Source organism: Cohnella zeiphila (assembly GCF_014212055.1).
GTDB lineage: Bacteria > Bacillota > Bacilli > Paenibacillales > Paenibacillaceae > Cohnella > Cohnella zeiphila.
This window is the reverse complement of sequence record NZ_JACJVO010000008.1, coordinates 128,891-150,131: the sequence shown is the minus strand read 5'-3', so window position 1 is coordinate 150,131 and position 21,241 is coordinate 128,891. Positions and strand designations below refer to the sequence as shown.

Genomic DNA, 21,241 nt, shown 5'->3' with positions numbered 1-21,241 from the left:
GCTTATCCTTCCGCGACGATTCCCTCGTCGATGTAGTGCCGCACCACCTTCTTCAGCTCCCGCTCCGCCTCCGGCGATAGCGGAGCGACGGGCGGCCTGGCCGGCCCCGCCGGAACGCCCGCCAGATTCAGAGCCGCCTTGAGCGCGGACGGCAGGGTGCCCAGCTTGAACGCGCCGCGCAGCTCCTTCAGCTTCATCTGCTCCTCTTGCGCTTCCGCGAGTTCTCCTTTTTTCCACTTCTCATAAATCGCGACGACGGTCTGCGGCATGAAGTTGGCCGTCGCCGCGATGCCCCCGTGTCCTCCCGCCATCAGCGTCGCCAGAATGAGCGAATCCGTACCGGCCAGAACCGAGAAGCCCGGTTCCGACTCTTCGATATATTGAAGAATGTTGTCCAGGCTGCCGCTGCTGTCCTTGACCGCGACGATGTTATCGATGCGGGACAGCTCCGCCACCGTCTTGGGCAGCAGCGAGTTGCCCGTCAGATTCGGGATGTTGTACAGCAAGATCGGCAGCGTAGTCGCGTCGGCCAGCCGCTTGTAGTGTTCCGCCAGCTCCCGCTGGGTCAGCTTGAGAAAATAAGGCGTAATGACGGAGACCGCCGACACGCCGATCCGCTCGAACTCCCTCGTCAATCCGATCGTTTCCTGCGTGCTGATGCCTCCGCTGCCGAAGTAGACGGGCACTCGGCCGCCGACCTCGTCCACGACGACCTCCGCCAGCCGGAGCTTTTCCTCCCGCGTCAGCGAGAAAAACTCGCCGTTGCTCCCCAGGCAGAACAAGCCGTGCGCGCCGGCTTCAAGCAGCCGCCGGACGAGGCTCCGGACTGCGGTCTCGTTCACGGAATAGTCGTCGGCAAACGGCGTCACCATCGCCGGGATGATTCCTTCCGGCTTCAACATTCTCATCGCTCCATTCTTTTCGCGAATTCGCTTCGCACTTTCGAATCTCGTCCTCACGATACGATGTTTTACATCGTATTCACTGATGAACCGGCACCCGCGCGGGCTTATTGCGATGTTTTACATCGCAAGCCCCAACGAGTCGACGCCCGAGCGGGCATGTTGCCGATGTCCTGCGTCGCAAACACCCGGCCCGGTCCGGGCGTCGCCGAAGCTCTCCCGTCAGTAATCCTTGGGAGCCAGTTCGACCGCCATGCGGATCGCTTCCTTGAGGGAGCGGTCGTCCGCGAGGTTCTTGCCGGCGATGTCGAACGCCGTGCCGTGGTCGACCGACGTGCGGACGATGCCGCCGTTCAGGCCGACCGTGATGTTGACCCCGGCTTCCAGTCCCAGCACCTTGATCGGTCCGTGGCCCTGGTCGTGGTAGCAGGCGACGACGATGTCGAAGTCGCCGCGGACGGCGCGGAAAAACAGCGTATCGGCCGGGTATGGCCCCGTCGCGTCGATGCCTTCCGCCTGGGCCCGCTCGATGCCGGGCACCAGCTTCTCTTCTTCCTCGCCGTTGCCGAACAGCCCGTTCTCGCCGGCGTGGGGATTGATGCCGCAGACGGCGATGGACGGCCGCTCGATGCCGGCCCGGCGCAGCGTGTCGTGCGCCAGCTTCACGACGCGGTACGTCCGCTCCGGCGTAATGCTCTCGATCGCCCGGATCAACCCGACGTGCGTTGTCAGATGGATCACCTTCAGCTTGGGGGCCGAGAGCATCATCGAGTAATCTTCCGTTCCCGTCAGCGTCGCCAGAATCTCCGTGTGGCCCGGATAATGGTGTCCGCCGAGCTGCAGAGCCGCCTTGTTGAGCGGAGCCGTGCAGATGGCATGAATCCGCCGTTCCTGCGCCAAGCGGATCGCTTTCTCCACATAGTGAAACGCGGCGTTGCCCGCGATGCCGGAGACTTGTCCGTATGGCAGCCCCTCCGGCAGCAGGTCGAGGTCGACGCAGTCGATCGTCCCGTGGACGTAGTCGCCTTCCGCCGGCTCTACCGCCGTTTGAAGCTTCGGGAACCATCCCCGCACCTTGGCTGCTCTCGCGAGCATTTTCAAATCCCCGATGACCAGGGGACGGCATAACTCGTAAATTCGCGGATCCCGCAGCGCGCTGACGACGATCTCCGGCCCGACGCCCGCCGCGTCCCCCATCGTGATTCCTATGATTGGGCGCATGTCGTTTCCTCCCCTTGCAAAATCTTGATCGCCTCCGCCAGAACGTTCTCGGAGCCGAAGCCGCCGGCCTTCGTCACGCCGTAGATCGGCCTCTCTCCGTGCAGGATGCCGACCGGCACGCCCGTCTCCACCTCGTCGATCAGCTCGAACGTATGAACGTTCAGGCAGTTGCTTACCTGCTTGGCCGTATCTCCTCCGGTCAGAACGAGCCGATTGACGGGGAAATCGCGAAGCAGCCGGGCGGTCGCGAGCCCGAGCGCCAGCGAGATGCAGTTGCTCACCTCGACCGGCGTCAGCCCCTGAACGCCGCCGACCTTCTGCGCCAGTTCGATCTCCTCCGGGCTCCCGGAGGAATAGAGGATGACGGAGAAGCCGCTTCTTAAGCTCTCTCCCGCCTCCCGGCAGATCCGCTCCAGTTCCTCCTCCCATTCAACTTCTCCCGCGACGGCCAGGTGCGACAGCAGCTTCACTCCCCGCACGTCCGGCAAAGACAACGCCGTCTCCATTTGCCGACGGGTGCGGATATGGACGCTGCCCACTATTGTAAGCACGGGGTGCCAGGTTTTCGGCAGGGCCGCCTTCCCCGCCTCGACGCCGCCCGCCAAGTAAGGTGCCAATCCGGCGCAGCCGGACCAAGCGACCCGATAAGGCAGCGAGTCGAATAGATGGACGATCCGCTTCAGATCGTCCTCGCCGGCGGAGTCGAATGCCAGGTACGCAACGCCTTCCCGGCGGAACTGTTCCAGCTTGGCCGCCAGCGCCGAATCGTCCGAGGCCAGATCGTCTTCCGTTACCAGCCCGACCTTCCGGACCGATTGCAGCCCGATCAGCCGCGGGACGGACGAGTCGGCGATCGGCGTTTTCGGATCGTGGGCAAATTCCGTCTCGTGCAGCGGCTTGCCGTCGACATGCATGTGGCCGTGCCGAACGACGCGGCCGTATTGCGGGTAGGCGGGGGCGAACACGACGAAATCCGGTTGAAAGGCGTCGTACACCGCGTCGAGCTCGGCCCCGATATTTCCCCTCAGCGTCGAATCGATCTTTTTGAAGACGACCTCCGCACCGCAGATCTTCACGTATTCCGCCGCTTTCCGCACCTTCGCGTACGCTTCTTCCGCGGACAACGACCTGCTATCTGTATCCAAGATAAGGACATCGGCATCCGGCGTCCGGTCCGGATTCGACCGGAGAAGGACGAGAGTCTTCATGCCGCCTCTGGCGAACTGGACTCCCGTATCGCCGGCACCCGTCAAATCGTCGGCAATAATTGCAATTTTCAAGTCATCACCCCGGTTTGCCTCTATGCGCAAAAATCCTTATTGTCATGAAAAGCTATCCTTTGATCGACCCCAGAAGCATCCCTTGGGTGAAATATTTCTGCGTGAAGGGATAGATGAACAGGATCGGCAGAATCGCCAGGAAAATCGCCGCGGCCTGCAAATTCTGAGGCAGCAGCTGCACGCCGTTCACCACGATATTCTCGAAGGACGTGCCGCCTTTGCTGGAATTGATGATCAGATTGTAGAGCACGACGGTAATCGGCTGAAGCTTGGAGTCCTGCAGGTAAATCATCGGAATCAAGAACTGATTCCAGATGAGCACGGCATTGAAAATGGCGATGGTCGCGATGATCGGCTTGCTGACGGGAAAGAACACCTTCCACATGATGGTCCAATCGTTCGCGCCGTCAATGAACGCCGCTTCCTCCAGCTCGCCCGGCAAGCTGTCCAGGAACGACTTCGTAATAATCAGCAGGAAAGTGCTGATCGCCGTCGGCAGAATCATAACCAGCCGCGAGTTCACCAAACCGAGCGCATGATAAATGATATAGTTCGGGACGATGCCCGCTTCGAACACCCAGGTAAACAGGAAAAGCATCATGATGACGTTGCGGCCCTTCAGCCGTTTCTTCGACAGCGAATAAGCGGTCATGTAGGTGACGGTTACGGCCACAAGGCCGCCGACGACCGTATAGAACAGCGAATTCATCATCCCGGACGCGACGCCCAGGCGGGGATTGTTCAGAATGTACTTATAGGTTTCGATGTTCAACCCTTTGGGCCACAGATAAATCTGACCGGAAGCCGCCGCGGCCCCGTCGCTGACCGAGGTGGAGAGCATCAGCACGAACGGGTAAACGCAGGCGAGCACGACCAGGACCAGGATCGAACCGTTCGTCATATCGAAAACCGGGAGCCTTTTGCGCAATTTCGCCGCCTCCTAGAACAAGCTGGACTCGGTAAATTTTTTCGAGAATCGGTTCGCCCCCATGACCAGAACAAAAGCGAGCACGGACTGCATGAGGCCGACGGCGGCGCCGAAGCTGTAATTCGGAAACCCTCCGCTGGCGAACGCTTGCCGGTACACGTAGCTTTGAATGACGTCCGCGGTATCGTACACGCTGGGATTGTACATCAGCAGGATCTTGTCGAGGTCCACCGTCAAGATTTGTCCGATCGCCAGGATGAACATGACGACGATCGTTCCCCGTATCGAAGGAAGGGTGACCCTGAATATCCGCTGCCAACGGCTCGCGCCGTCCATCTCCGCCGCCTCGTACAGGTTCGGGTCGATGCTCGTCATGGCGGCCAAATAAATAATGGCGTTATACCCGAACAGCTGCCATACGTTGAGCGCCACATATAACGGGCGGAACCAGTTCGGATCGGCCATGAAAAACACGGATTGGATGCCGAACGAATTCAGAACCTCGTTGACCAGCCCGCCCTGGGGCGACAGCAGCCGGTACAGGATGCTGACCATGACGGCCGACGAAATGAAATAAGGAAAGAAGCTCAGCGTCTGCACGAACCGTTTGACGGCCCGGACGCGAATCTCGTTCAGGAACAAAGCGAAAATGACCGGGATCGGGAACACGAACAAGAGATTGAACAGAGCGAGCAAAAGCGTATTGCGAACCAGCCTCCAGAAGTAGTCGTCGTGCAGGAAGGCGGCGAAGTTCTTGAACCCTACCCAATCGCTATGCAAAATTCCGTTGAACACGCTGTAATCCTGAAAGGCGATCACGAGTCCGAACAGCGGCAGCAGCTTGAAAAGCAGCATCTGGATCAGACCCGGGAGCAAAATCAGATAGAGGATCTTCAGTCCCCAGATTTGCTTCAGCCAGCTTTTTCTTGGCCTGCTCCCGTCCTTCATCCGGACGACGGAGGTTGCTCTGGATTGTGCGCTCATCATCATCCACCCTTTGAGCCGGATTTAGCATCTCCTCCCCATCCGCTGCGGGATGAGAGGAGATGCCGCCGCTTATTGCTGCTTCATCGCGTCGTAAGCCGCTTGATCGATGTCCACGATCTGCTTGTAGCCGGCTTGCTCCATTTCGCTTAAGAACGAGTCCCATTCGGACATGCTGCGCGCGCCGGTGACGAACTTGACGATGTTCGAGTCGAGAGCCGGCTGCACCTTGGCCAGCAGATTCGTTCTTTCCTTCAATTGGTCCGCGTCGTACTTCAGGGTCGGGAACACTTGGGCATAGTTGTCGAAGTAATTTTTCGCGTACGATTTGGTCAGTTTGTCAAGGAAATCGTAGTAAGCGTCGTTGTCCACCGGCGCGGGGAACGTCAGGCGGTCCTGATATACCCCGTTGTTGGTCGTGCCGAGCGGCTTCGCGGCTTCTACGGAGAAGTCGGTGATGAACGTCTTTTTGCCGTTCTCGTCTTTAGAAGTCGTTCCTTCGACGCCGTAGTCCATCAGCTGGCGGCCTTTCTCGGAGAAGACGTAGTCCATGAACTTGATGATGCCGTCCGCCTTGGCCTTCGATTTCGGATTGATGACGATGACGCGGTCCGTGCGAAGCGTCGGGTAAACGGGACGCTTGCTTTGCTGCCCGTCCTGGGTTTTGAACGGAAGCATGACCTGAATGTCGTAGTTCGGATCGTTCTTCGGCCCGCCGTTGCTCATGAGCCAAGCCGGACGCGTGAAGAAGTCGTCGGACACCGCGCCCTTGCCGGTCAGCATCTTCGTCTGCCAGGAATCCTCGGTCTGCGTGCCGGCCACCCATTCCGGATCGATCAGCTTATCTTTGTAGAGCGAAATGTACCATTCGATCAGCTGCTTGAAGCCCGGGCTGTAGAGATCGTAGCCGGCACCGAGGTTGTAGATGCCGTGAACCTTCCCGTCCGCGTCGATCTTGTCGCCCGCGTCAAACGCTTCCGTATACCGGATGAAGCCGTCGCGGCCGGTGAACGGATAGAAGTTTTGGGTGCTCTTGTACGCTTCCTGCAGCTTCTTCAGATCGTCCGTGAACTCCTGGATCGTCGTCGGGTTCTGCGTAATGCCGGCCTTCTTGAACATGTCCGAACGGTAGAGCGTGACGCTCGAGATCGTCGGATACTCCTGCATCAAGCCGTAAATGTGGCCGTCCTTGTCGGTAACCAGGTTGGCGTAGTCCGGATTCTGTTCCAGGAACGCCTTAATATTCGGCGCTTCCTTGTCGATCAGCGGTTTCAAATCCATAAATGCGCCCTGCTTGCCGTACACTTCCGCTTGACTGAGCGATACGATTCCCGCGTCCGGGAACTCGCCGGAGCCGATCTTCAGATCGAGGTTCTTGCTGTAGTCGGCGTCGTCCTGGCCGCCGTCGACCAGATTCACCTGGGTGTTGGTCTCCTTGAGCAGCTCCGGGTACCAAGCCAGATCCTTGAGCCAGTTGTTGTACTTGGCGGCCATCATGTAGGAGAACGAGAAGCTGCCGCCGGACGAGGCCGAACCGCTTGCCGCGCCGCTCGAGGAAGGAGATGCGGTCGAGCCCGAGTTCCCCCCGCTCCCGCTGCAAGCGGACAAAGCGACGGCCAAAGCGAGAACGGGCGTGCCCTTCATAACCGGTTTCCAATTCATGAATCGTTTTCCCCCTAGTGACTCGTAATGTAGGTTAAAACGCTTACATAAGACGTGATAAAAATCGGCTTACAGGGATGTTCTGCCTAAAAATTCAACTCATTCCTCCTGAATGCTTGTTGTTTGGAGAAATGCGTATCGCTTACATTTAGAATCTACAACACATCATATCAAAAAGCAACAGTATTTTTATAATTTGGGGAGGTTATTTGGTTTTCCACAATTTAATGTTTAATTTTTAAACATTATTTCCGCACAAATTCGTCTATTCATACGTCTTTCGCGCTTCGAACGCCGATCTGCCGGGAATGGCAGCGGGTTTCGGACCGAATTGCGGACACGATGAACCCGGGCCTCCGGCGTGAGTGTCCGGTGAAGGCGCGGCTAACGAATCCACGCGACCTTATTCCGGCAATATCGAAGGATAGCCGGACGTAACGAATCGTATAAACCCTAAGCGGCGAAAAGCCGCTGCGATTCATGCCCTAAAGGGCAAATAAGGTTTCTTCGATTCGTTAAAATCCCAAACGATGTCTGCGGAGAGGAATAAGGATTTTTAGATTTGTTAGAAAACCGCAATAACCGAGCGAGCGGTCGGTCGATCACAGTGGGGGTCCTGCCCCCAGAAAAAAAGCGCAGCCCCGAGGGGCTGCGCCGCGCTTCTTCCTTGCGTTACTTCTCTTCCTTCAGCTTCCGCCAAAGCGTGGCGCGGTTGATCTTGAGCCGCTTCGCCGCCTTGGACTGGTTCATGTTCTCCTCTTCCATCACCATCCGGATAATATCCCGCTCGATCTCCTCCAGCGGCTGATGGATGTTGATCCGCTTCGTGTCCGCCGGCCCTTCGGACCAGCCGACGACGGAGGAATTCCCCAGAATGCCGAGCGCATCCTCCTCGATGTATTCTCCCGTGGCGCTGCGGACGAATTGCTCGGTCATTTCCTTGAGCTCGATGAAATTCCCCCTCCACGGGTGGGAGCGCAAAGCGTCCAGCACCTTCGGCCGCACGCCGACCACCTGCTTGCCGTACTTCTCGTTGTATTGGACGATAAACGTGCGGACGAGCTCCTCGAAATAGCGGACGTTCTCGCGCAGCGGGGAGAGGAACACGATGTCTTCGGCCAGCAGGTCGTACATTTTCGCGTCCAGCAGCAGTTCGTCCTTGAGCCGCTTCGGATCCTGGACGAACGAGAAGACGAGCCTGCCCCTCGCCTTCTTGATGAGCGGGATCAGCTTGCGCTGCATCGGGACGGGAACCTTCTCCAGTCCGCGAATATACGCCAGCGCCCCCGGCCGAACGCTCTGCAGCAGGCGCTGCAGATAGCCGCACGTCTCCTCGCCGCCGCCCTGGATGACGATCTCGGCCAGACTTCCGTCCGGATAGCGCTCCGATTGGTAGAGCATATGCATGAAGAGCATTTTGCCGCTGCCCATTTCGCCGTAAACGGCGACGGGCAGCCCCGCTTCGAACCGCCTCTCCGCCGTTAGGCGCGCATCCCGGAACGCTTCTCCGGTCATAATGATTTGGGGAAAGGAATGATGGCTGCTTTTCTTATGATAAATGACATAAATCTCGCCGGAGACGCTCTTGAACTCCTGCAGCTTGATCAGATGGCATCCCGGCAGCGATTCGACCTCCGACGCGGCGACAGCCAGCTTGCGCTCGGTCTCGTACAGAACGGGAATCGCCGGAGCCGGACGTTCTTGGGTGAAGCGAACGAATTCCCGAAAAAAAGGATGGGCCGCAAATATCGAATTCACCTCGATTTCCGTCTCCGGAAGTTGGAGCAGCTTCTTGAAAGCCCGATTGGCGTAGGTCAAGCCGCCGTCCTCGTCCACCATGGCGAAGCCCTCTTCCACCTGGTCCAGCAGCGTTCCGTACACCGAATTGCGAATCTTCGCCGCGCGAAGCACCTTGCACAATTGCTTGGCCGTGCGGAACGCATCCATTACCGATTCGCGGCCGGACGTGATAAGCACGCCCTGCATCCCCCATTCGTTGGCAAGGCGGGCGGTGACGTTGTCGCCGACGACGACGATGACCCCTTCCTCCTTGGCCCTCTTCACGATCGCTTCCACTTCATCCTCGTGGTGGATTTCCGCGTACGGAATTTCCACGTTCATAAGGCTGGACACCGCCGCGAAGCCTTGAATGACGTTCGGGAACCCGATCATCTTGATCTTCGACCGGTAGCCCTTCAGCAGCGTCAGCATGCGCAAAATATCGAACCCGGACACCTGGATGTCCACGACGGGAGCCGAGATGTGCTCGCGCAGCAGAGCCGCCGTGCCGCCCCGGCTGATGACCACGTCGAATTCCTTATGAACGTAACGCTCCTTGAACACGTGAAGCCCTTCGGACAGATCCCCCAGAACCGACGTGATCTCGAATTCCGGCAGCTCGGAAGAGAGTTGGTTGATCAGCTCGATCAACCCTTCGTAGGGCGCGACGACCAGTGCTTTGATTTTCATCTCGACACCTTCTGTTGCAATTTTACACAGATCATAGCCGATGTCGGACCAAAATGCAATCGTCATGCGAGCAGCTTCCGGTACAGAGCTTCGATCTGGGGGATATCGAGCGGCTTCGGATTGTTATCCAGCAGCCGGGTCACTTTGGAGGCGGCGACGGCCAGCTCCGGGACATGCTCCTCCCGTACGCCGAACGCGGCAAGCTGCTGCGGAATGTCCAACGTTTTGGTCCATTCGGCGATCTTCTCGATGACCGCTTCGGCCGCCGCCGTCCGGGAAGCGCCGCGGCCCTCCCGCAGTCCCATGACAGTCGCCGCCTCCGCCAGCCTCTCCTCGATGGCGTCATAATTAAACGCCATCACATGAGGCAGCAGCATGGAGTTCGCCACCCCGTGCGGAATGTGGAACTTGCCTCCCAGCGGATAGGCCAACGCATGCACGGCGGCGGTTCCCGAACCGGTCAGCGCCATGCCGCCGTACATGGAGCCGATCAGCATATCCTCCCGCGCCTTCAAGGATCGGCCTTCGCGGTAAGCCGTCTCGATGCTTCCCGAAATTTTGCGCATCGCCTCCAGCGCGAACATGTCGCTGATCGGATTCGCCTTGTTGGAGATGAACGATTCCAACGCGTGCGTGAACGCGTCCATGCCGGTCGCCGCGGTCACCGGCCCCGGCAGCTCCAGCGTCAGCTCCGGATCGAGCAGGGCGACGGCCGGCAGCAAATGACGGCTGACGGCGCCGATCTTCAGCTCCTCCTCCGGGAAGGTGACGATCGCGTTCGGCGTTACCTCGGACCCCGTGCCGGACGTCGTCGGGATGAGAACCGTCGGAACGCCCGGCTTCCTCACCCGATCCGTCCCGACCATCTCCTCCACGCGTTCCTTATTCGTCCGGAGCACGGACAAGATCTTCGCCGCATCCAGCACGCTGCCTCCTCCGATGGCGATATACACGTCGAACGGCGTCTCCTTGATTCGGGCATGCAGCTCTCCGATATGGTCCGCCGTCGGCTCGTTCATCATGCCGGTCAGCCGTTCGGATGCGATTCCCGCCTGCCTCAACTGCGCTTCGATCCGCTCGGCGAACCCGAGCCGAACCGCGGAATTTTGCGCGATGACGAGCGCCCTCTTCACTTCGCCGCATCCTTGAACCAGATCCGCAAGCCGATCAAGCGAGCCGTTGCCGGCGACGATGCGCGCGGCGGTTTGGAACGAATAAGGAAGATTAGACATCATGACGCCTCCTGAAGTTGGATTGGTGGAGATGTTTAATTTTAGGACATCATTTCTGTTGACTCTCTAATTGACGAATGATAAATTGAATTTGAGATTAAAAATGCAACAAATTTGTTGATATTCGTCATTATAATAATTCCTGTTGTTTTATTCAACAATCATTTGAGTTCCCCATTTTCGCAGAAAGAGGTCGAATCGCTCATGGATCAAACCGCGATTATCAATCTGCAAGCTTTTCTGACCGACGGACGCTGCTGCCTGGATCCCGAATCCGACCGGATCGAAGCGCGCCTTCCGACCGATTGCCCGACCAATCACGCCCCGGCGTTGGCGGAGCTGGCGAACGGCGACCTCGTCTGCGCCTGGTTCGGCGGGTCGGACGAAGGGGCCGGAGACATTAAAATTTACATGTCCCGGCTGGCCGCCGAGTCGGCGCAATGGAGCCGGCCCGTTCGGCTGTCGGACGATTACTCCCGAGCCGACCAGAATCCGTCCCTGTTCGTCGCCCCCAACGGGGATCTGTGGCTGATGCACACTTCCATGGAGACAAGAGGGTGCACTCTGCCGGAGTGGCAAGAGAAACTCCGAAAAGGGGAGGCCGAGGGGCCGTTCGCCATGCAGCACACATCGGTTGTCCGCTGCCGCATCTCAAGGGACGGCGGGCATTCGTGGGACGAGCCGTTCACCTTGTTCGACCGCCCCGGGACGTTCGCGCGCCATCCGATCACGGTGCTCTCCGACGGAAGCTGGCTGTTCCCCGTCTGGTACAGCAGCCTCGACGAGACCGGCCAGTTCGGTCGCGATTACAGCGCCGTCCGGCGATCGACGGATGAAGGCCGGACGTGGCGGGAGACCGTCATTCCCGGCAGTCGCGGAAGGGTGCATGCCTCGATCGTCGAGCGGGGAAAAGGCCGGCTGTCGGCGTTCTTCCGCAGCCGCAGCGCGGACCGCATCTATGTCGGCCAATCGGCCGACTACGGCCGGAGCTGGTCCGAGCCCGTGTGCACGACGCTGCCCAACAACAATGCGTCCCTTCGCGCCATTCGATTGCAAAGCGGAGCGATCGCGATCGTCTTCAATCATTGCAGCGCGAACGAGGATCCGTCCGTCACCTTGTGGCCGTACGAGCGGGTTCCGGTCACGATCGCCCTGTCCGATGACGGCGGAGAGACGTGGCCGTACATGCGGCACTTGGAGACCGGCGACGATTACTGCGGCGAAGCGAACCGGAAGTTCAACCGCCGCTACGAATATCCGACGCTGATTCAATCGCGGGACGGCATGATCCATGTCGCCTACGCATACGGCAACCGCACTCATATTCAATACGCCTGCTTCCCGGAGGATTCGATTCGAGGCCAACAGAGAAACAAGTGGCCCTGGGAGAACTTCCCGATGAAGTAAACCGATCCGCAAGGCCGTCCGTTTTTGATATACTGCAACTATGGAAAAGACGATGGACACCCCAAACCAAGAGCACCGGTTAACCCGGAAGGGAAAAGAGACGCGCGCGCGCATCGTCGCCGCCGCGGCCCGGTTGATGTTCGAACGCGGCGTCGCCGGAACGAGCGTGGAGGATGTGCAGCGGGAAGCCAAAGTGAGCGCCTCCCAGCTGTACCACTACTTCAAGGAGAAGCGCGAGCTCGTTTTGGCGGTCGTTCGCCTTCAGTGCGAGCAGGTGCTCGGCGCCCAGGAACCGCTGCTGAGCCATCTGGACAGCATGGAGGCGCTCCGGACGTGGCGCGATGCGATCGTTCAGCTTCAGATCGAGCGGCAATTCGTAGGCGGTTGTCCGATCGGCTCGCTGGCCAGCGAGCTGGCGGACGCGGAGCCCGACGCCCGTCTCGAGCTGGCCGAAGGCTTTGAGCTGTGGGAGCTCGCGATCCGCAAAGGGCTGCGGGCGATGTACGACCGCGGCGAGATGCGGCCGGACGCCGATCCGGACCGTCTCGCGCTGGCGCTGCTGGCCGGCCTTCAAGGCGGCCTGCTTCTGGCGCAAGTCCGCAAGGAAGCCGGCCCGCTCGAAGCCGGATTGGACGCCATGCTCGCACACATCCGGTCGTTTCTCGTTTGACCGGATCGCAAGTCCCATATTGGAGCCGGAAGGAGGACACTTCCCGCAGGTATCGCCCCCGAGAGCGGCCGTTCGCCGGTTTTAGGGGCTTTTATTGTTTTTAGTTTTTGGAGTTGACAATCCAAAATCGATCCATTACGATAAGGCGCAGATACGAAAATGGAGTACTTACTCCAAAAAAACCGGAAGAAGAACCAAATTTAAGGAGGAGAACCGTTCATGACGTTAAACCAAGCTCTCGAAGAGGCGAAGCAACAGTTTATCGCCCATACGCCCGCCGAGGTTCAGGCCGCCATGTTCCGTCAGATCCGGGAGCAGCAGGAGTCGGGAATACTGTACGGCTTGCAGGAAGGGCAGAAAGCCAAAGATTTTACCTTGAACAATTCGGCGGGCGTTCCCGTCCGCCTGTATGACGAGCTGGCCAAAGGCCCCGTCGTGCTCACCTTTTATCGCGGCGGCTGGTGTCCGTACTGCAGCCTGCAGCTCCAGGCGTACCAGAAGGCGCTGCCGGAGATCGAAGCGCTGGGCGCCCAATTGATCGCCGTCAGCCCGCAAAGCCCGGACAACACGCTCTCCCAGCAGGAGAAGCAAGAGCTTCGTTTCCAGGTGCTTAGCGACACGAATGGGCTCGTGGCCGCCATTTATAATATTTTGTACGAGGTGCCTCCTTACGTTCAGGAAGTCATGACGAACCAGTTCAAGATGAGCCTGGCCGAATACAACGCGACCGACCGCTGGATCCTCCCCGTTCCGTCCACGTTCATGATCGACGAGACCGGCATCATCCGTTCCGCTTACGTCAACCCGGACTTCATGCAGCGTCCGGCTCCCGAGGACATTCTGGATCAGTTGAGGAAGCTGTAACTCCTCCAGGCAAAAGGCCCGCGCACCTTCGCGCGGGCCTGACTTTCGGTTACGGTCCGATCAACCGACGGTCCTCGTCGCCTTCCCGGCGGATGACGAGCTCGACGGGAACGGTGCTCGCGGCCGTAACCGATGCGGGCGCGCCGGCGGACGATATCGACTACCTGCGAAACCGCGGCGTCTCCGTCACCCTGGTGTGAATCGAACGACAAACAAGGAGCTGTCCCGAACGGAGGGACAGCTCCTTTACTGGTTATAGAATGCATGGAGTCGCGATCGCGGCTCTTATCCCGCCTCGCTCCTCATGACGTTCGTCAGCGAGCCCAGCTTCTCGATCTCCACCGTGACCGCGTCGCCGTCGCGCAGATAAACCTGGCGTTCTGGCGGGTAGCCCATGACGACGCCTTCCGGCGTGCCGGTCAGAATGACGTCGCCGGGCTCCAGCGTCATGTGCTGCGACAGGTAGCTGACGATCTCGTCGCAGGCGAAGATCATGTCCGACGTGTTCGAATCCTGGCGGACTTCTCCGTTCACCTCGCAGCGGATCCGAAGGTCGTTCGGGTTGCCGACTTCGTCCGCCGTGACGAGATAAGGGCCGAGAGGAGCGAAGCCGTCGCAGCACTTGCCGAGCGCCCATTGCGACGTTCGCATCTGCAGGTCGCGCGCGGACAAGTCGTTGGCGCAGCAGTATCCGAAGACGGAGTCAAGCGCCCGCTCCTTCGCCGCATCCTTGATCCTCCGGCCGATGACGATGGCGAGCTCCGCCTCGTAGTCGACCTTGACGCTCGTCCGGGGGAGATACACGTCGGCTTGATGGGCGGTCAGGGCATTGTTGAATTTGTGGAAAACGATCGGAGAAGACGGGATCGGAGAATTCGTCTCCTCCGCATGCCGGCGGTAGTTGAGCCCGATGCAGACGATTTTGTTCGGGCGGGCGAGACATGGCGCCCAAGCCAGCCCGCTCTCGGGCAGCAGCACCCGTTCCGGCGCTTCGGACGCCGCCGCGGCTTCCGCCAGGCGGCGAAGCGTCCGAAGCGCGGCTTCTCCCCCGGCAATCGCTTCCTCGGCGTCCCGGGGAACGGTTCCTCCGGCTGCGCCGAACTCCGCAGCGGCAGCTTCGACGTCCAGCACGCCGCTCTCCGTCCACACGCCCAGCTTCGTTTTTCCGTCCGCGATAAAATGCAGCAGTTTCATCTGGTTCTCTTCCCTTCTTGCTTGATTCCGGCGACATTCCCTTCCCGGTCGACGGAGGACACGCCGTCCAGCCCCTCGAATACAGCAGCCACGATCTCGCATTCGAAGGGAACGCCCGGCTTCAGTACGGCATGCGTCCCTTGGCGGACGCCGTCGTTCACGCCGGCGGGATAGCCCGTACAAGGCTCGAGCACGACGGTATTCAGCCCGCGCCAGCCGCCATAGGAGGCGAACAGCCAGCAATGCGGCAGCCGCCGCTTGTCGTACGCAAGCGCGAAACCGATCTTTTCCTTCGCATGCGTGATCGCGCACCAGCCTTCCTTCATGCCGATGGCGTACTGAAACTCGCCGACGCCGGCCGAATCCGGCAGCGCCTTCCTCATATCGCGGCGGACTCCCTCTTCGTCGGTCGCATAAGGCCAGCGGTAGGTCACCCCGGTCTGACCGATGCGGGGTTTTCCGAACTCCTCGACGTAGACGTTCTCGGCAGGCAGATCGATCCGCGCGTCTCCGTCGACCGCCATCGCCGCGTGGAGCTTCCATAAATACGGCAAGTCCTCGCGGCCGTTGTTCGCGATGAAGTGGCGGAACCGAAGCTTCGCCTCTCCCGCCCGCAGCGTGATCGTCTTCTCCACCCGGCAATTGCTGATCGGCGTCTCCGTCCACAAGCGGACCGAGGCTTCCTGCGGGCCGGTCTGCCAGACCGCGAACTGCCAGGGAAGCGTCCAGAGCTCCCCGTGGTCCGGGTACGCTTCCTCCCCGATCGTCTCCGGCATGTCGTTCGGGAACAGTTCGTCCCATCCCCCGAAGAACTGATCGTCGTAGACGGCGTGAAAAGGAAGCGGCCGCGGCTTCAGGCGCGGATGCTGCCAGAGCAGATCCTTGCCGCGGGGCTTGTAGGTGATCTGCCAGATTTTCGCGCCCAATTCCGGCATGATGACGACCTTAAGCCGGTCGTTCTCCAGGATCACCGTCCGAAGATCCCGATAGGTCCAATCCGTATCGACCCGCACGGTCACGACAACTTCTCCTTTCGGTTTAACGGCCTTCGACCGACGCCAGCAAATCGTCGCGCAGAGGCGAGAAGATCTCGAGCACCGAGGAAGCCTTCAGCGCTTCCGCGGAATGAACGGCTCCTCCCGGCACGAATAGCTGCTCGCCGGGCCCGAGCTCGTGCGACGCGCCGTCCACCGTCAGCCGCAGCCGCCCTTCGATCACGTGCGTAATCTGCTCGTGCGGATGCGAGTGGGCGGCTCCTCTGGCGCCGGCTTCGAACTCGATCGCCATGCTCATGATGCTGTTTCCCGGCGGATAAATCTTGCGTCGGATGCCTTCGCCCGCCGGCCGCCATTCTCCGTAACCGTTCATTCCCCGTCCGCTCCCTGCGGCCTCAACAGCACTTTGGATACGTTGCCCGGATTCCGGATCAGCTTATCGAACCATGCCGCGCCTTCCTCCAGCGGCGCCTCCACGACGCCTTCCGGGAGACCGATCCTTCCTTCGGCCAGCCATCGCAGGGCGGTGCGGAAGTTCGTCTCGGAATAGGCGAACGAGCCCGCCAGCCGGACTTCGCTGCGGATGATCAAGTTCACCGGCAGCGGCGACTCTTCCTCGTGCAGGCCGGTCAGGACGACGCGTCCGCCCGGCCTGCAGGCCTGCACGCACTGCCGGCGGGTGACCGCGGCGCCGACCGCGTCGACGGCGACGTCGACGCCGCGCCCCCCGGTCAGGCCCCGAAGGGCCGCCAGAAGGTCGCCATCCTCCGGGCAGCACACGTCGGACGCGCCGAGCCGGGCGGCCAGCGCCAGCCGGTCGCGGTTCCGGTCGACCGCGACGATCCGCCGCACTCCGTACTGCGCCAGCGCCTGCAGGATCAGCAGCCCGATCGGCCCCATGCCGACGACCAGCGCCGTATCCGTCGGCTCCGCCTCCGCAAGCTCGGCGGCCCGGACGGCGCATGCCGCCGGTTCGGTCAGCGCGGCTTCGCGCAGCGACAGGCCGTCCGGAATCCGGTGGACGAACGAGGCCGGAATTTTCACGTATTCCGCGTTGCTGCCCGGCAGCGCGGCGGACAGCAGCTTGCGCTCCGCGCACAGCTGCTGGCGGCCCTTCAGGCAGTTCTCGCAGCGCCCGCAGGTCACGAGCGGATTGGCTGTCACCCGGTCCCCGACGGCCCAAGCCCCGGACCCGGACCCGTCCGCCGCCCGGCTGCCAATGGCGGCGACCGTACCGGCGAATTCATGGCCGAAGATCATCGGGGGCTTGCGCAAAGAATTTTGCCCCAGGAACCCGCTCAGCTCGGACCCGCATATTCCGGAATAGGCGACCCGAATCAACAGTTCGTCCTCGCCCGGAACCGGGGTCTCGACTTCGCGGACGTTCATGACCGACGGGCCTTCGTAGACGAGCGCTCTCACTTGCATAGCCTCCTTAGAACGTAATGGACAAGCCGCCGTCCACCGGGACGACCGCCCCGCAAAGATACGAGGCGTCGTCGGAGGCGAGGAACGCGATCGCCCCGGCCGCTTCCTCCGGCTTTCCCGTGCGCTGCTGCGGAATTTTCTTGCGGGCGACGTAGATGTCGCGGAACCAGTCCGTCTCGTGCTCCTTGACTCCGTCCACCACCGACATCGGCGTGTCGATAAAGCCCAGCGCGACGCCGTTGACGCGGATGCCGCGGCCGATCAGCTCCAGCGCCGTGTTGCGGGTCAACTGGTCGAGCGCGCCCTTGGCCGCGTTGTAATGCGAAGATTCCTCCAGCGCGCGCGTGGAGTTGATCGACGAGACGTTGACGATCCGCCCTTTCGCGCCTTGCGCAATCATCAGGCGCGCGGCTTCCTTCGTGCAGAAGTACGCGCCGCTGACGATAACGTCGAACACCCGGCGCCATTCCGGCCAAGGCGTCTCCATGAATCCTCCCGGCGAGAACGTAGCCGCGTTGTTCACCAGCACGTCGAGGCTCCCGTATCGCCGGACCGCCTCGTCCATCAGCAGGCGGACCTGCACCTCGTCGGCCACGTCCGCCGCCACGAAGGCGGCTTCCAGGCCCGCCGCGCGCAAAGCTTCTTCCGCCTGCAGCCCGACGTCCGCGCGGCGGCCGCCGATGACGACGCGGGCGCCCTCTTCCGCCAGCCGTCGGGCGGTTGCGAACCCCACGCCCGTAGCGCCGCCCGTAATGACGGCGGTCTTTCCTTCGAATCGGCGCAATCCCCGTTCCATCGCCGTCCTCCTTTTCCCTGCATCGATCCTAACGGCCGAAGTCCCGCTAACGCAGTCCCAAACGCATAGCTACAGCACCCGATACCTCTCGATGACCGACTCGTCCACCGTAACCCCCAGCCCCGGGCGGTTCGGGACGTGCACATAGCCGTCCTTGAACTCGATCGGCTCCGGGACGAGATCCCGGGTCAGCGGAGACGCGGACACGGTGTGCTCGATGAGGAACCCCTCGGGAATGGACGCCGCGAAGTGGGTGCTGGCGGCGACGAGGACGCCCGTCTTGAAGGCGTGCGGCACGACTTTCTTGTGCCGGTCGTGCGCGAGGCGCGCGATCCGGCGTCCTTCCGACAGCCCGCCGCAGCGGCCGAGGTCCGGCTGGATGATGTCCAGCCGCCCTTCGTCCAGCAGGCGGCGGAACGCCGCGCTGCCGCTCTCCTGTTCGCCGCCGGCGATGTACAGGCTGGTCCGGCCGGCCAGCTCGCGGTACCCGTCGAGGTTATCCGGGTGCAGCGGCTCCTCCAGCCAGAACACGCCGTACTTCTCGTACACCTCCGCCATGCGCAGCGCGCCCTTCAGGTCCCAAGCCAGGCCGGCGTCGATCATGACGTCGATGTCCGGACCGACCGCCTCGCGGATCGCCCGAATCTGCTCCTCGTCGAACCAAGCGTTCCGGCCGATCGGCCCCCAGCCGAATTTCATCGCCTTGTAGCCTTGCCCGGCGTAGCGCTCCGCCAGCGCCGCGGCCTCCGCGACGGTGTCCGGCATCAGCGAGCTGGCGTACGCCTTCAGCTTGCGATGGAACGCGCCGCCCAGCGCTTCCGAGACCGGAACCTTGGCATGCTGGCCGACGATGTCCCAGAGCGCCATGTCGATGCCGCTGATCGCGTGCACGGCGGGGCCCGAACGGCCGAAGTAGATCGTCCCTTCGTACATCTTCTCCCAGAGCCGCTCGACTTCCAGCGGGTTCTCCCCGAGGAGCAGGCTGCGCAGCCCCGTCGCGATCGAATGGGAGGCCGGCGCGTCGATCGCCGCCTTGGCGACGAGCGGAACCGAATCGACCTCGCCGACGCCGATGATTCCTTCGTCCGTGCGGATCCGGATCAGCAGCGTATCCTGGGTGCCGTCGCATTTGGTCGCGTCCAGATCGGGTATTTTCAAATAGATGGCTTCCACTTCCGTGATCTTCATGCGGTCTCTCTCCCCTGCCCGTTGTCCATTGCCCGTGCGACCTATCAGGCCTTCTTCCGAAGCAGCAGCACTTCCGACGCCTCTTCCTCCAGGCCGGAGAGCAGCAGCCCTTCTTCGATCAGCGCCGCGCCGCTCTCCTCCTGCGTCCAACCGCCGTCCGCCGCGCGAATCTCGTATGCCGCCGACGGGTCCAGGCCGACCAGGCGGAGCCGCCGCTCCGGCTCCGAATCGGCCAGCCGGAACGCGCACAGCATCGCTTCTTCGGCGCCGTCCATGACGTACAGGAACGCGTTCCACGAATCGCCCCGGCCATCCCGGATCGTCTGCCCGGTCAGCCGATGCATGTCCGCTTCCCCGACGAAGCGCCTCATCGTCTCTTTGTAGAACCCGATCAGCTCGCGAAGCCTCCGGGCAGCCCAGTCCGGCAGCTCGGGCAGCCGGTACGAGATGCCGAAGCCGTTCAGCATGTTGGCGCGGATAAGGTAATCGAATTTGTGCCTCGGCATGCCGGGCTTGATCGGATCTTTGTCGAGGTTGCTGTCGTAATGCACGATCGTCTGCGACCAGGTGAAGTGGAAGCAGGCCGACGGATGCAGCATGAGCGAAGCTCCCCAGAACAGCTGCAGATGATGCCGGGTAAAATCCGGGTCGCTCAGGAAAGCTCCGTGCGTATGCCGGGCCAGGCCGAGGTCGATGCGCAGGCCGCCGGACGAGCAGTTCTCCAGATAGACGTCCGGGTATTTCGCCCGCACCCTCTCCAGCAGCTCGTAATAGCCGAGATAGTGTTCGTACAGGCCGTCGCCTGCCCCGTGCCCGTGATCCGTCCGGTTGCAGCCGGCTCGCGGGTCGAGGTTGAAGTCGAGCTTGATCCAGTCCGCCTTGTATTCGACGATCAGCCTCTCCAGCACGCCGAACGCCCAGTCCCGGGCGTCCGGATTGCCGAGGCACACGTAGCCGAGCGAAGTACCGTCCCGGAACGCGGGAAGCTCCGGCCGTTCGACATAGACGTCGGACTTGACGCCGAGCGCCTCGATCTCGCACCAGATGCCGAATTTCATTCCCTTCGCATGCACATAGTCGGATAAGGATCGAATGCCGGACGGAAAACGAAGCGTGTTGATCTTGTGCCAATCCCCGCGCTTCAGCACCCAGTCCACGTTCTCGCTCCACCCCAGGTGGTCGTTGCAGTGCGGGTCCGGCTCGCCGAACCAGCCGGCGTCCAGCGTGCACACCTCGACGCCGAGCTCCGCCGCCTTGTCGACGTTGGCGCGGAACACTTCCTCGTTGATCGCCGAATCCTCGTAGGGCCACCAATGGTTCCAAGCGACGGGCACGCGGCGGGACATCTCGTTCCGCGGATACCAGAACCGCAAGCCCCAGCGGCCGAATTCGACCGAGACCGCGTCCGGGCCGCCTTCCGGCAATGCCGCGTACAGGACCGGGACGCTCTCCATCGTCTCGCCCGGCCGAAGCTCCTTGGCGAACGCCCAATCGCTCATGCCGCCGGTTACCCGGTATGCGCCGCCGTCCAGCGGCTCGAAGCGGAAGATCCAGTTGCCCGACCAGGCGACGGCCGCGGCGAGCGCGCCTCCATGGACGTCGCTCAGCGCGAACCAAGGGTGCATTCCCTTGGATGACCGCCCCGCCGTCGTCTCCAGCACCTTCGTTCCCGCCAGCGGCACCGACTTCGGCGAGAACTCCTGCCCGTTGGTCGATTCGAAATAATCGAGCGTGTACTCCATCTTCGGCAGCACGCCGCACAACGGGTCCAGCCTCGTAACGCGAACGGTGCGCGCCGACCGGTTCGTCACCCGAATCCTTCGCTGGATGACGGCGGAGTCCGGGTACGTCGCCGTTACGGAGTCTACGCTCAAAGCGCCGTCGTCCGACGCGAAGCTTTCCGTGCGGACCGACGATCCGTCCGCCTGCTCTTGAATCGACGCAGGCTGCCGCTTCGAGAAGCCGTCTTCGTTCGAACGGCATTTGCCGTCGTACGTCACGACGAATCCATTCATCTCTTC

The 21,241-nt window shown here is 61.4% G+C and carries 18 protein-coding genes; 3 read left to right on the top strand and 15 right to left on the bottom strand.

Annotated features, from left to right (window positions below; genetic code table 11):
• Positions 1-2 precede the first annotated feature (2 nt).
• From dapA to H7C18_RS07090, 8 genes are all read right to left on the bottom strand, one after another.
• Positions 3-908, bottom strand: coding sequence for a 4-hydroxy-tetrahydrodipicolinate synthase (gene dapA / locus H7C18_RS07125; RefSeq protein WP_238357526.1), 906 nt, complete (start codon positions 906-908; stop codon positions 3-5).
• A 216-nt stretch (positions 909-1,124) separates the two neighbouring features.
• Entirely contained in the window at positions 1,125-2,123 is a 999-nt protein-coding gene (gene pdxA / locus H7C18_RS07120; RefSeq protein ID WP_185128335.1) for a 4-hydroxythreonine-4-phosphate dehydrogenase PdxA, read from the bottom strand.
• A complete protein-coding gene (locus H7C18_RS07115) occupies positions 2,108-3,403 on the bottom strand; it encodes a four-carbon acid sugar kinase family protein (protein WP_185128334.1) in 1,296 nt (431 codons plus the stop codon). The genes pdxA and H7C18_RS07115 overlap by 16 nt, the downstream gene beginning before the upstream one ends.
• Before the next feature lie 52 nt (positions 3,404-3,455).
• Positions 3,456-4,331 carry a carbohydrate ABC transporter permease gene (locus tag H7C18_RS07110; RefSeq protein ID WP_202886965.1) on the bottom strand — a complete coding sequence of 292 codons (876 nt, stop codon included), beginning with the start codon at positions 4,329-4,331 and terminating at the stop codon, positions 3,456-3,458.
• A gap of 12 nt (positions 4,332-4,343) precedes the next feature.
• Positions 4,344-5,315, bottom strand: coding sequence for an ABC transporter permease (locus H7C18_RS07105; protein ID WP_202886964.1), 972 nt, complete (start codon positions 5,313-5,315; stop codon positions 4,344-4,346).
• 72 nt (positions 5,316-5,387) lie between these two features.
• The gene (locus tag H7C18_RS07100; protein WP_185128332.1) at positions 5,388-6,977 is read right to left on the bottom strand and encodes a type 2 periplasmic-binding domain-containing protein; all 1,590 of its coding nucleotides are present in this window, start codon (positions 6,975-6,977) and stop codon (positions 5,388-5,390) included.
• Positions 6,978-7,649: 672 nt separating this feature from the next.
• Positions 7,650-9,446, bottom strand: a complete 1,797-nt coding sequence (locus tag H7C18_RS07095; protein WP_185128331.1) for a sigma-54-dependent Fis family transcriptional regulator — start codon at positions 9,444-9,446, stop codon at positions 7,650-7,652.
• A gap of 62 nt (positions 9,447-9,508) precedes the next feature.
• On the bottom strand, positions 9,509-10,678 hold the full coding sequence (locus H7C18_RS07090; RefSeq protein ID WP_185128330.1) for an iron-containing alcohol dehydrogenase: 1,170 nt from the start codon (positions 10,676-10,678) through the stop codon (positions 9,509-9,511).
• A gap of 204 nt (positions 10,679-10,882) precedes the next feature.
• Here H7C18_RS07090 and H7C18_RS07085 point away from each other — a divergent pair, with 204 nt between their 5' ends.
• The 3 genes from H7C18_RS07085 to H7C18_RS07075 all read left to right on the top strand — a co-directional run bounded on the left by H7C18_RS07085 (position 10,883) and on the right by H7C18_RS07075 (position 13,619).
• The gene (locus H7C18_RS07085; RefSeq protein ID WP_185128329.1) at positions 10,883-12,085 is read left to right on the top strand and encodes a sialidase family protein; all 1,203 of its coding nucleotides are present in this window, start codon (positions 10,883-10,885) and stop codon (positions 12,083-12,085) included.
• 52 nt (positions 12,086-12,137) lie between these two features.
• On the top strand, positions 12,138-12,755 hold the full coding sequence (locus H7C18_RS07080) for a TetR/AcrR family transcriptional regulator (RefSeq protein WP_185128328.1): 618 nt from the start codon (positions 12,138-12,140) through the stop codon (positions 12,753-12,755).
• Between the two features lie 219 nt (positions 12,756-12,974).
• The gene (locus tag H7C18_RS07075; protein WP_185128327.1) at positions 12,975-13,619 is read left to right on the top strand and encodes a peroxiredoxin family protein; all 645 of its coding nucleotides are present in this window, start codon (positions 12,975-12,977) and stop codon (positions 13,617-13,619) included.
• A 285-nt stretch (positions 13,620-13,904) separates the two neighbouring features.
• Here H7C18_RS07075 and H7C18_RS07070 read toward each other — a convergent pair whose 3' ends face one another.
• The 7 genes from H7C18_RS07070 to H7C18_RS07040 all read right to left on the bottom strand — a co-directional run bounded on the left by H7C18_RS07070 (position 13,905) and on the right by H7C18_RS07040 (position 21,235).
• Positions 13,905-14,813: a fumarylacetoacetate hydrolase family protein gene (locus H7C18_RS07070; protein WP_185128326.1), complete on the bottom strand. Its 909-nt coding sequence runs from the start codon at positions 14,811-14,813 to the stop codon at positions 13,905-13,907.
• Positions 14,810-15,832, bottom strand: coding sequence for a DUF4432 family protein (locus H7C18_RS07065; RefSeq protein ID WP_185128325.1), 1,023 nt, complete (start codon positions 15,830-15,832; stop codon positions 14,810-14,812). The genes H7C18_RS07070 and H7C18_RS07065 overlap by 4 nt, the downstream gene beginning before the upstream one ends.
• A 19-nt stretch (positions 15,833-15,851) precedes the next feature.
• Positions 15,852-16,181 carry a cupin domain-containing protein gene (locus H7C18_RS07060; protein WP_185128324.1) on the bottom strand — a complete coding sequence of 110 codons (330 nt, stop codon included), beginning with the start codon at positions 16,179-16,181 and terminating at the stop codon, positions 15,852-15,854.
• Complete coding sequence (locus H7C18_RS07055; protein WP_185128323.1) at positions 16,178-17,230, bottom strand: zinc-binding dehydrogenase; 1,053 nt, start codon at positions 17,228-17,230, stop codon at positions 16,178-16,180. The genes H7C18_RS07060 and H7C18_RS07055 overlap by 4 nt, the downstream gene beginning before the upstream one ends.
• A 13-nt stretch (positions 17,231-17,243) precedes the next feature.
• Positions 17,244-18,032, bottom strand: coding sequence for an SDR family NAD(P)-dependent oxidoreductase (locus tag H7C18_RS07050; RefSeq protein WP_185128322.1), 789 nt, complete (start codon positions 18,030-18,032; stop codon positions 17,244-17,246).
• A 69-nt stretch (positions 18,033-18,101) separates the two neighbouring features.
• A complete protein-coding gene (locus H7C18_RS07045; protein WP_185128321.1) occupies positions 18,102-19,220 on the bottom strand; it encodes a mandelate racemase/muconate lactonizing enzyme family protein in 1,119 nt (372 codons plus the stop codon).
• A 44-nt stretch (positions 19,221-19,264) separates the two neighbouring features.
• Positions 19,265-21,235 carry an alpha-galactosidase gene (locus H7C18_RS07040; protein ID WP_185128320.1) on the bottom strand — a complete coding sequence of 657 codons (1,971 nt, stop codon included), beginning with the start codon at positions 21,233-21,235 and terminating at the stop codon, positions 19,265-19,267.
• Between the last annotated feature and the right edge of the window lie 6 nt (positions 21,236-21,241).

Coding starts and splice junctions, on each gene's coding strand:
- dapA (WP_238357526.1), bottom strand. CDS start 908: ATGAGAATGTTGAAGCCGGAAGGAATCATCCCGGCGATGGTGACGCCG.
- pdxA (WP_185128335.1), bottom strand. CDS start 2,123: ATGCGCCCAATCATAGGAATCACGATGGGGGACGCGGCGGGCGTCGGG.
- H7C18_RS07105 (WP_202886964.1), bottom strand. CDS start 5,315: ATGAGCGCACAATCCAGAGCAACCTCCGTCGTCCGGATGAAGGACGGG.
- H7C18_RS07100 (WP_185128332.1), bottom strand. CDS start 6,977: ATGAATTGGAAACCGGTTATGAAGGGCACGCCCGTTCTCGCTTTGGCC.
- H7C18_RS07095 (WP_185128331.1), bottom strand. CDS start 9,446: ATGAAAATCAAAGCACTGGTCGTCGCGCCCTACGAAGGGTTGATCGAG.
- H7C18_RS07090 (WP_185128330.1), bottom strand. CDS start 10,678: ATGTCTAATCTTCCTTATTCGTTCCAAACCGCCGCGCGCATCGTCGCC.
- H7C18_RS07085 (WP_185128329.1), top strand. CDS start 10,883: ATGGATCAAACCGCGATTATCAATCTGCAAGCTTTTCTGACCGACGGA.
- H7C18_RS07080 (WP_185128328.1), top strand. CDS start 12,138: ATGGACACCCCAAACCAAGAGCACCGGTTAACCCGGAAGGGAAAAGAG.
- H7C18_RS07075 (WP_185128327.1), top strand. CDS start 12,975: ATGACGTTAAACCAAGCTCTCGAAGAGGCGAAGCAACAGTTTATCGCC.
- H7C18_RS07070 (WP_185128326.1), bottom strand. CDS start 14,813: ATGAAACTGCTGCATTTTATCGCGGACGGAAAAACGAAGCTGGGCGTG.
- H7C18_RS07060 (WP_185128324.1), bottom strand. CDS start 16,181: ATGAACGGTTACGGAGAATGGCGGCCGGCGGGCGAAGGCATCCGACGC.
- H7C18_RS07050 (WP_185128322.1), bottom strand. CDS start 18,032: ATGGAACGGGGATTGCGCCGATTCGAAGGAAAGACCGCCGTCATTACG.
- H7C18_RS07045 (WP_185128321.1), bottom strand. CDS start 19,220: ATGAAGATCACGGAAGTGGAAGCCATCTATTTGAAAATACCCGATCTG.
- H7C18_RS07040 (WP_185128320.1), bottom strand. CDS start 21,235: ATGAATGGATTCGTCGTGACGTACGACGGCAAATGCCGTTCGAACGAA.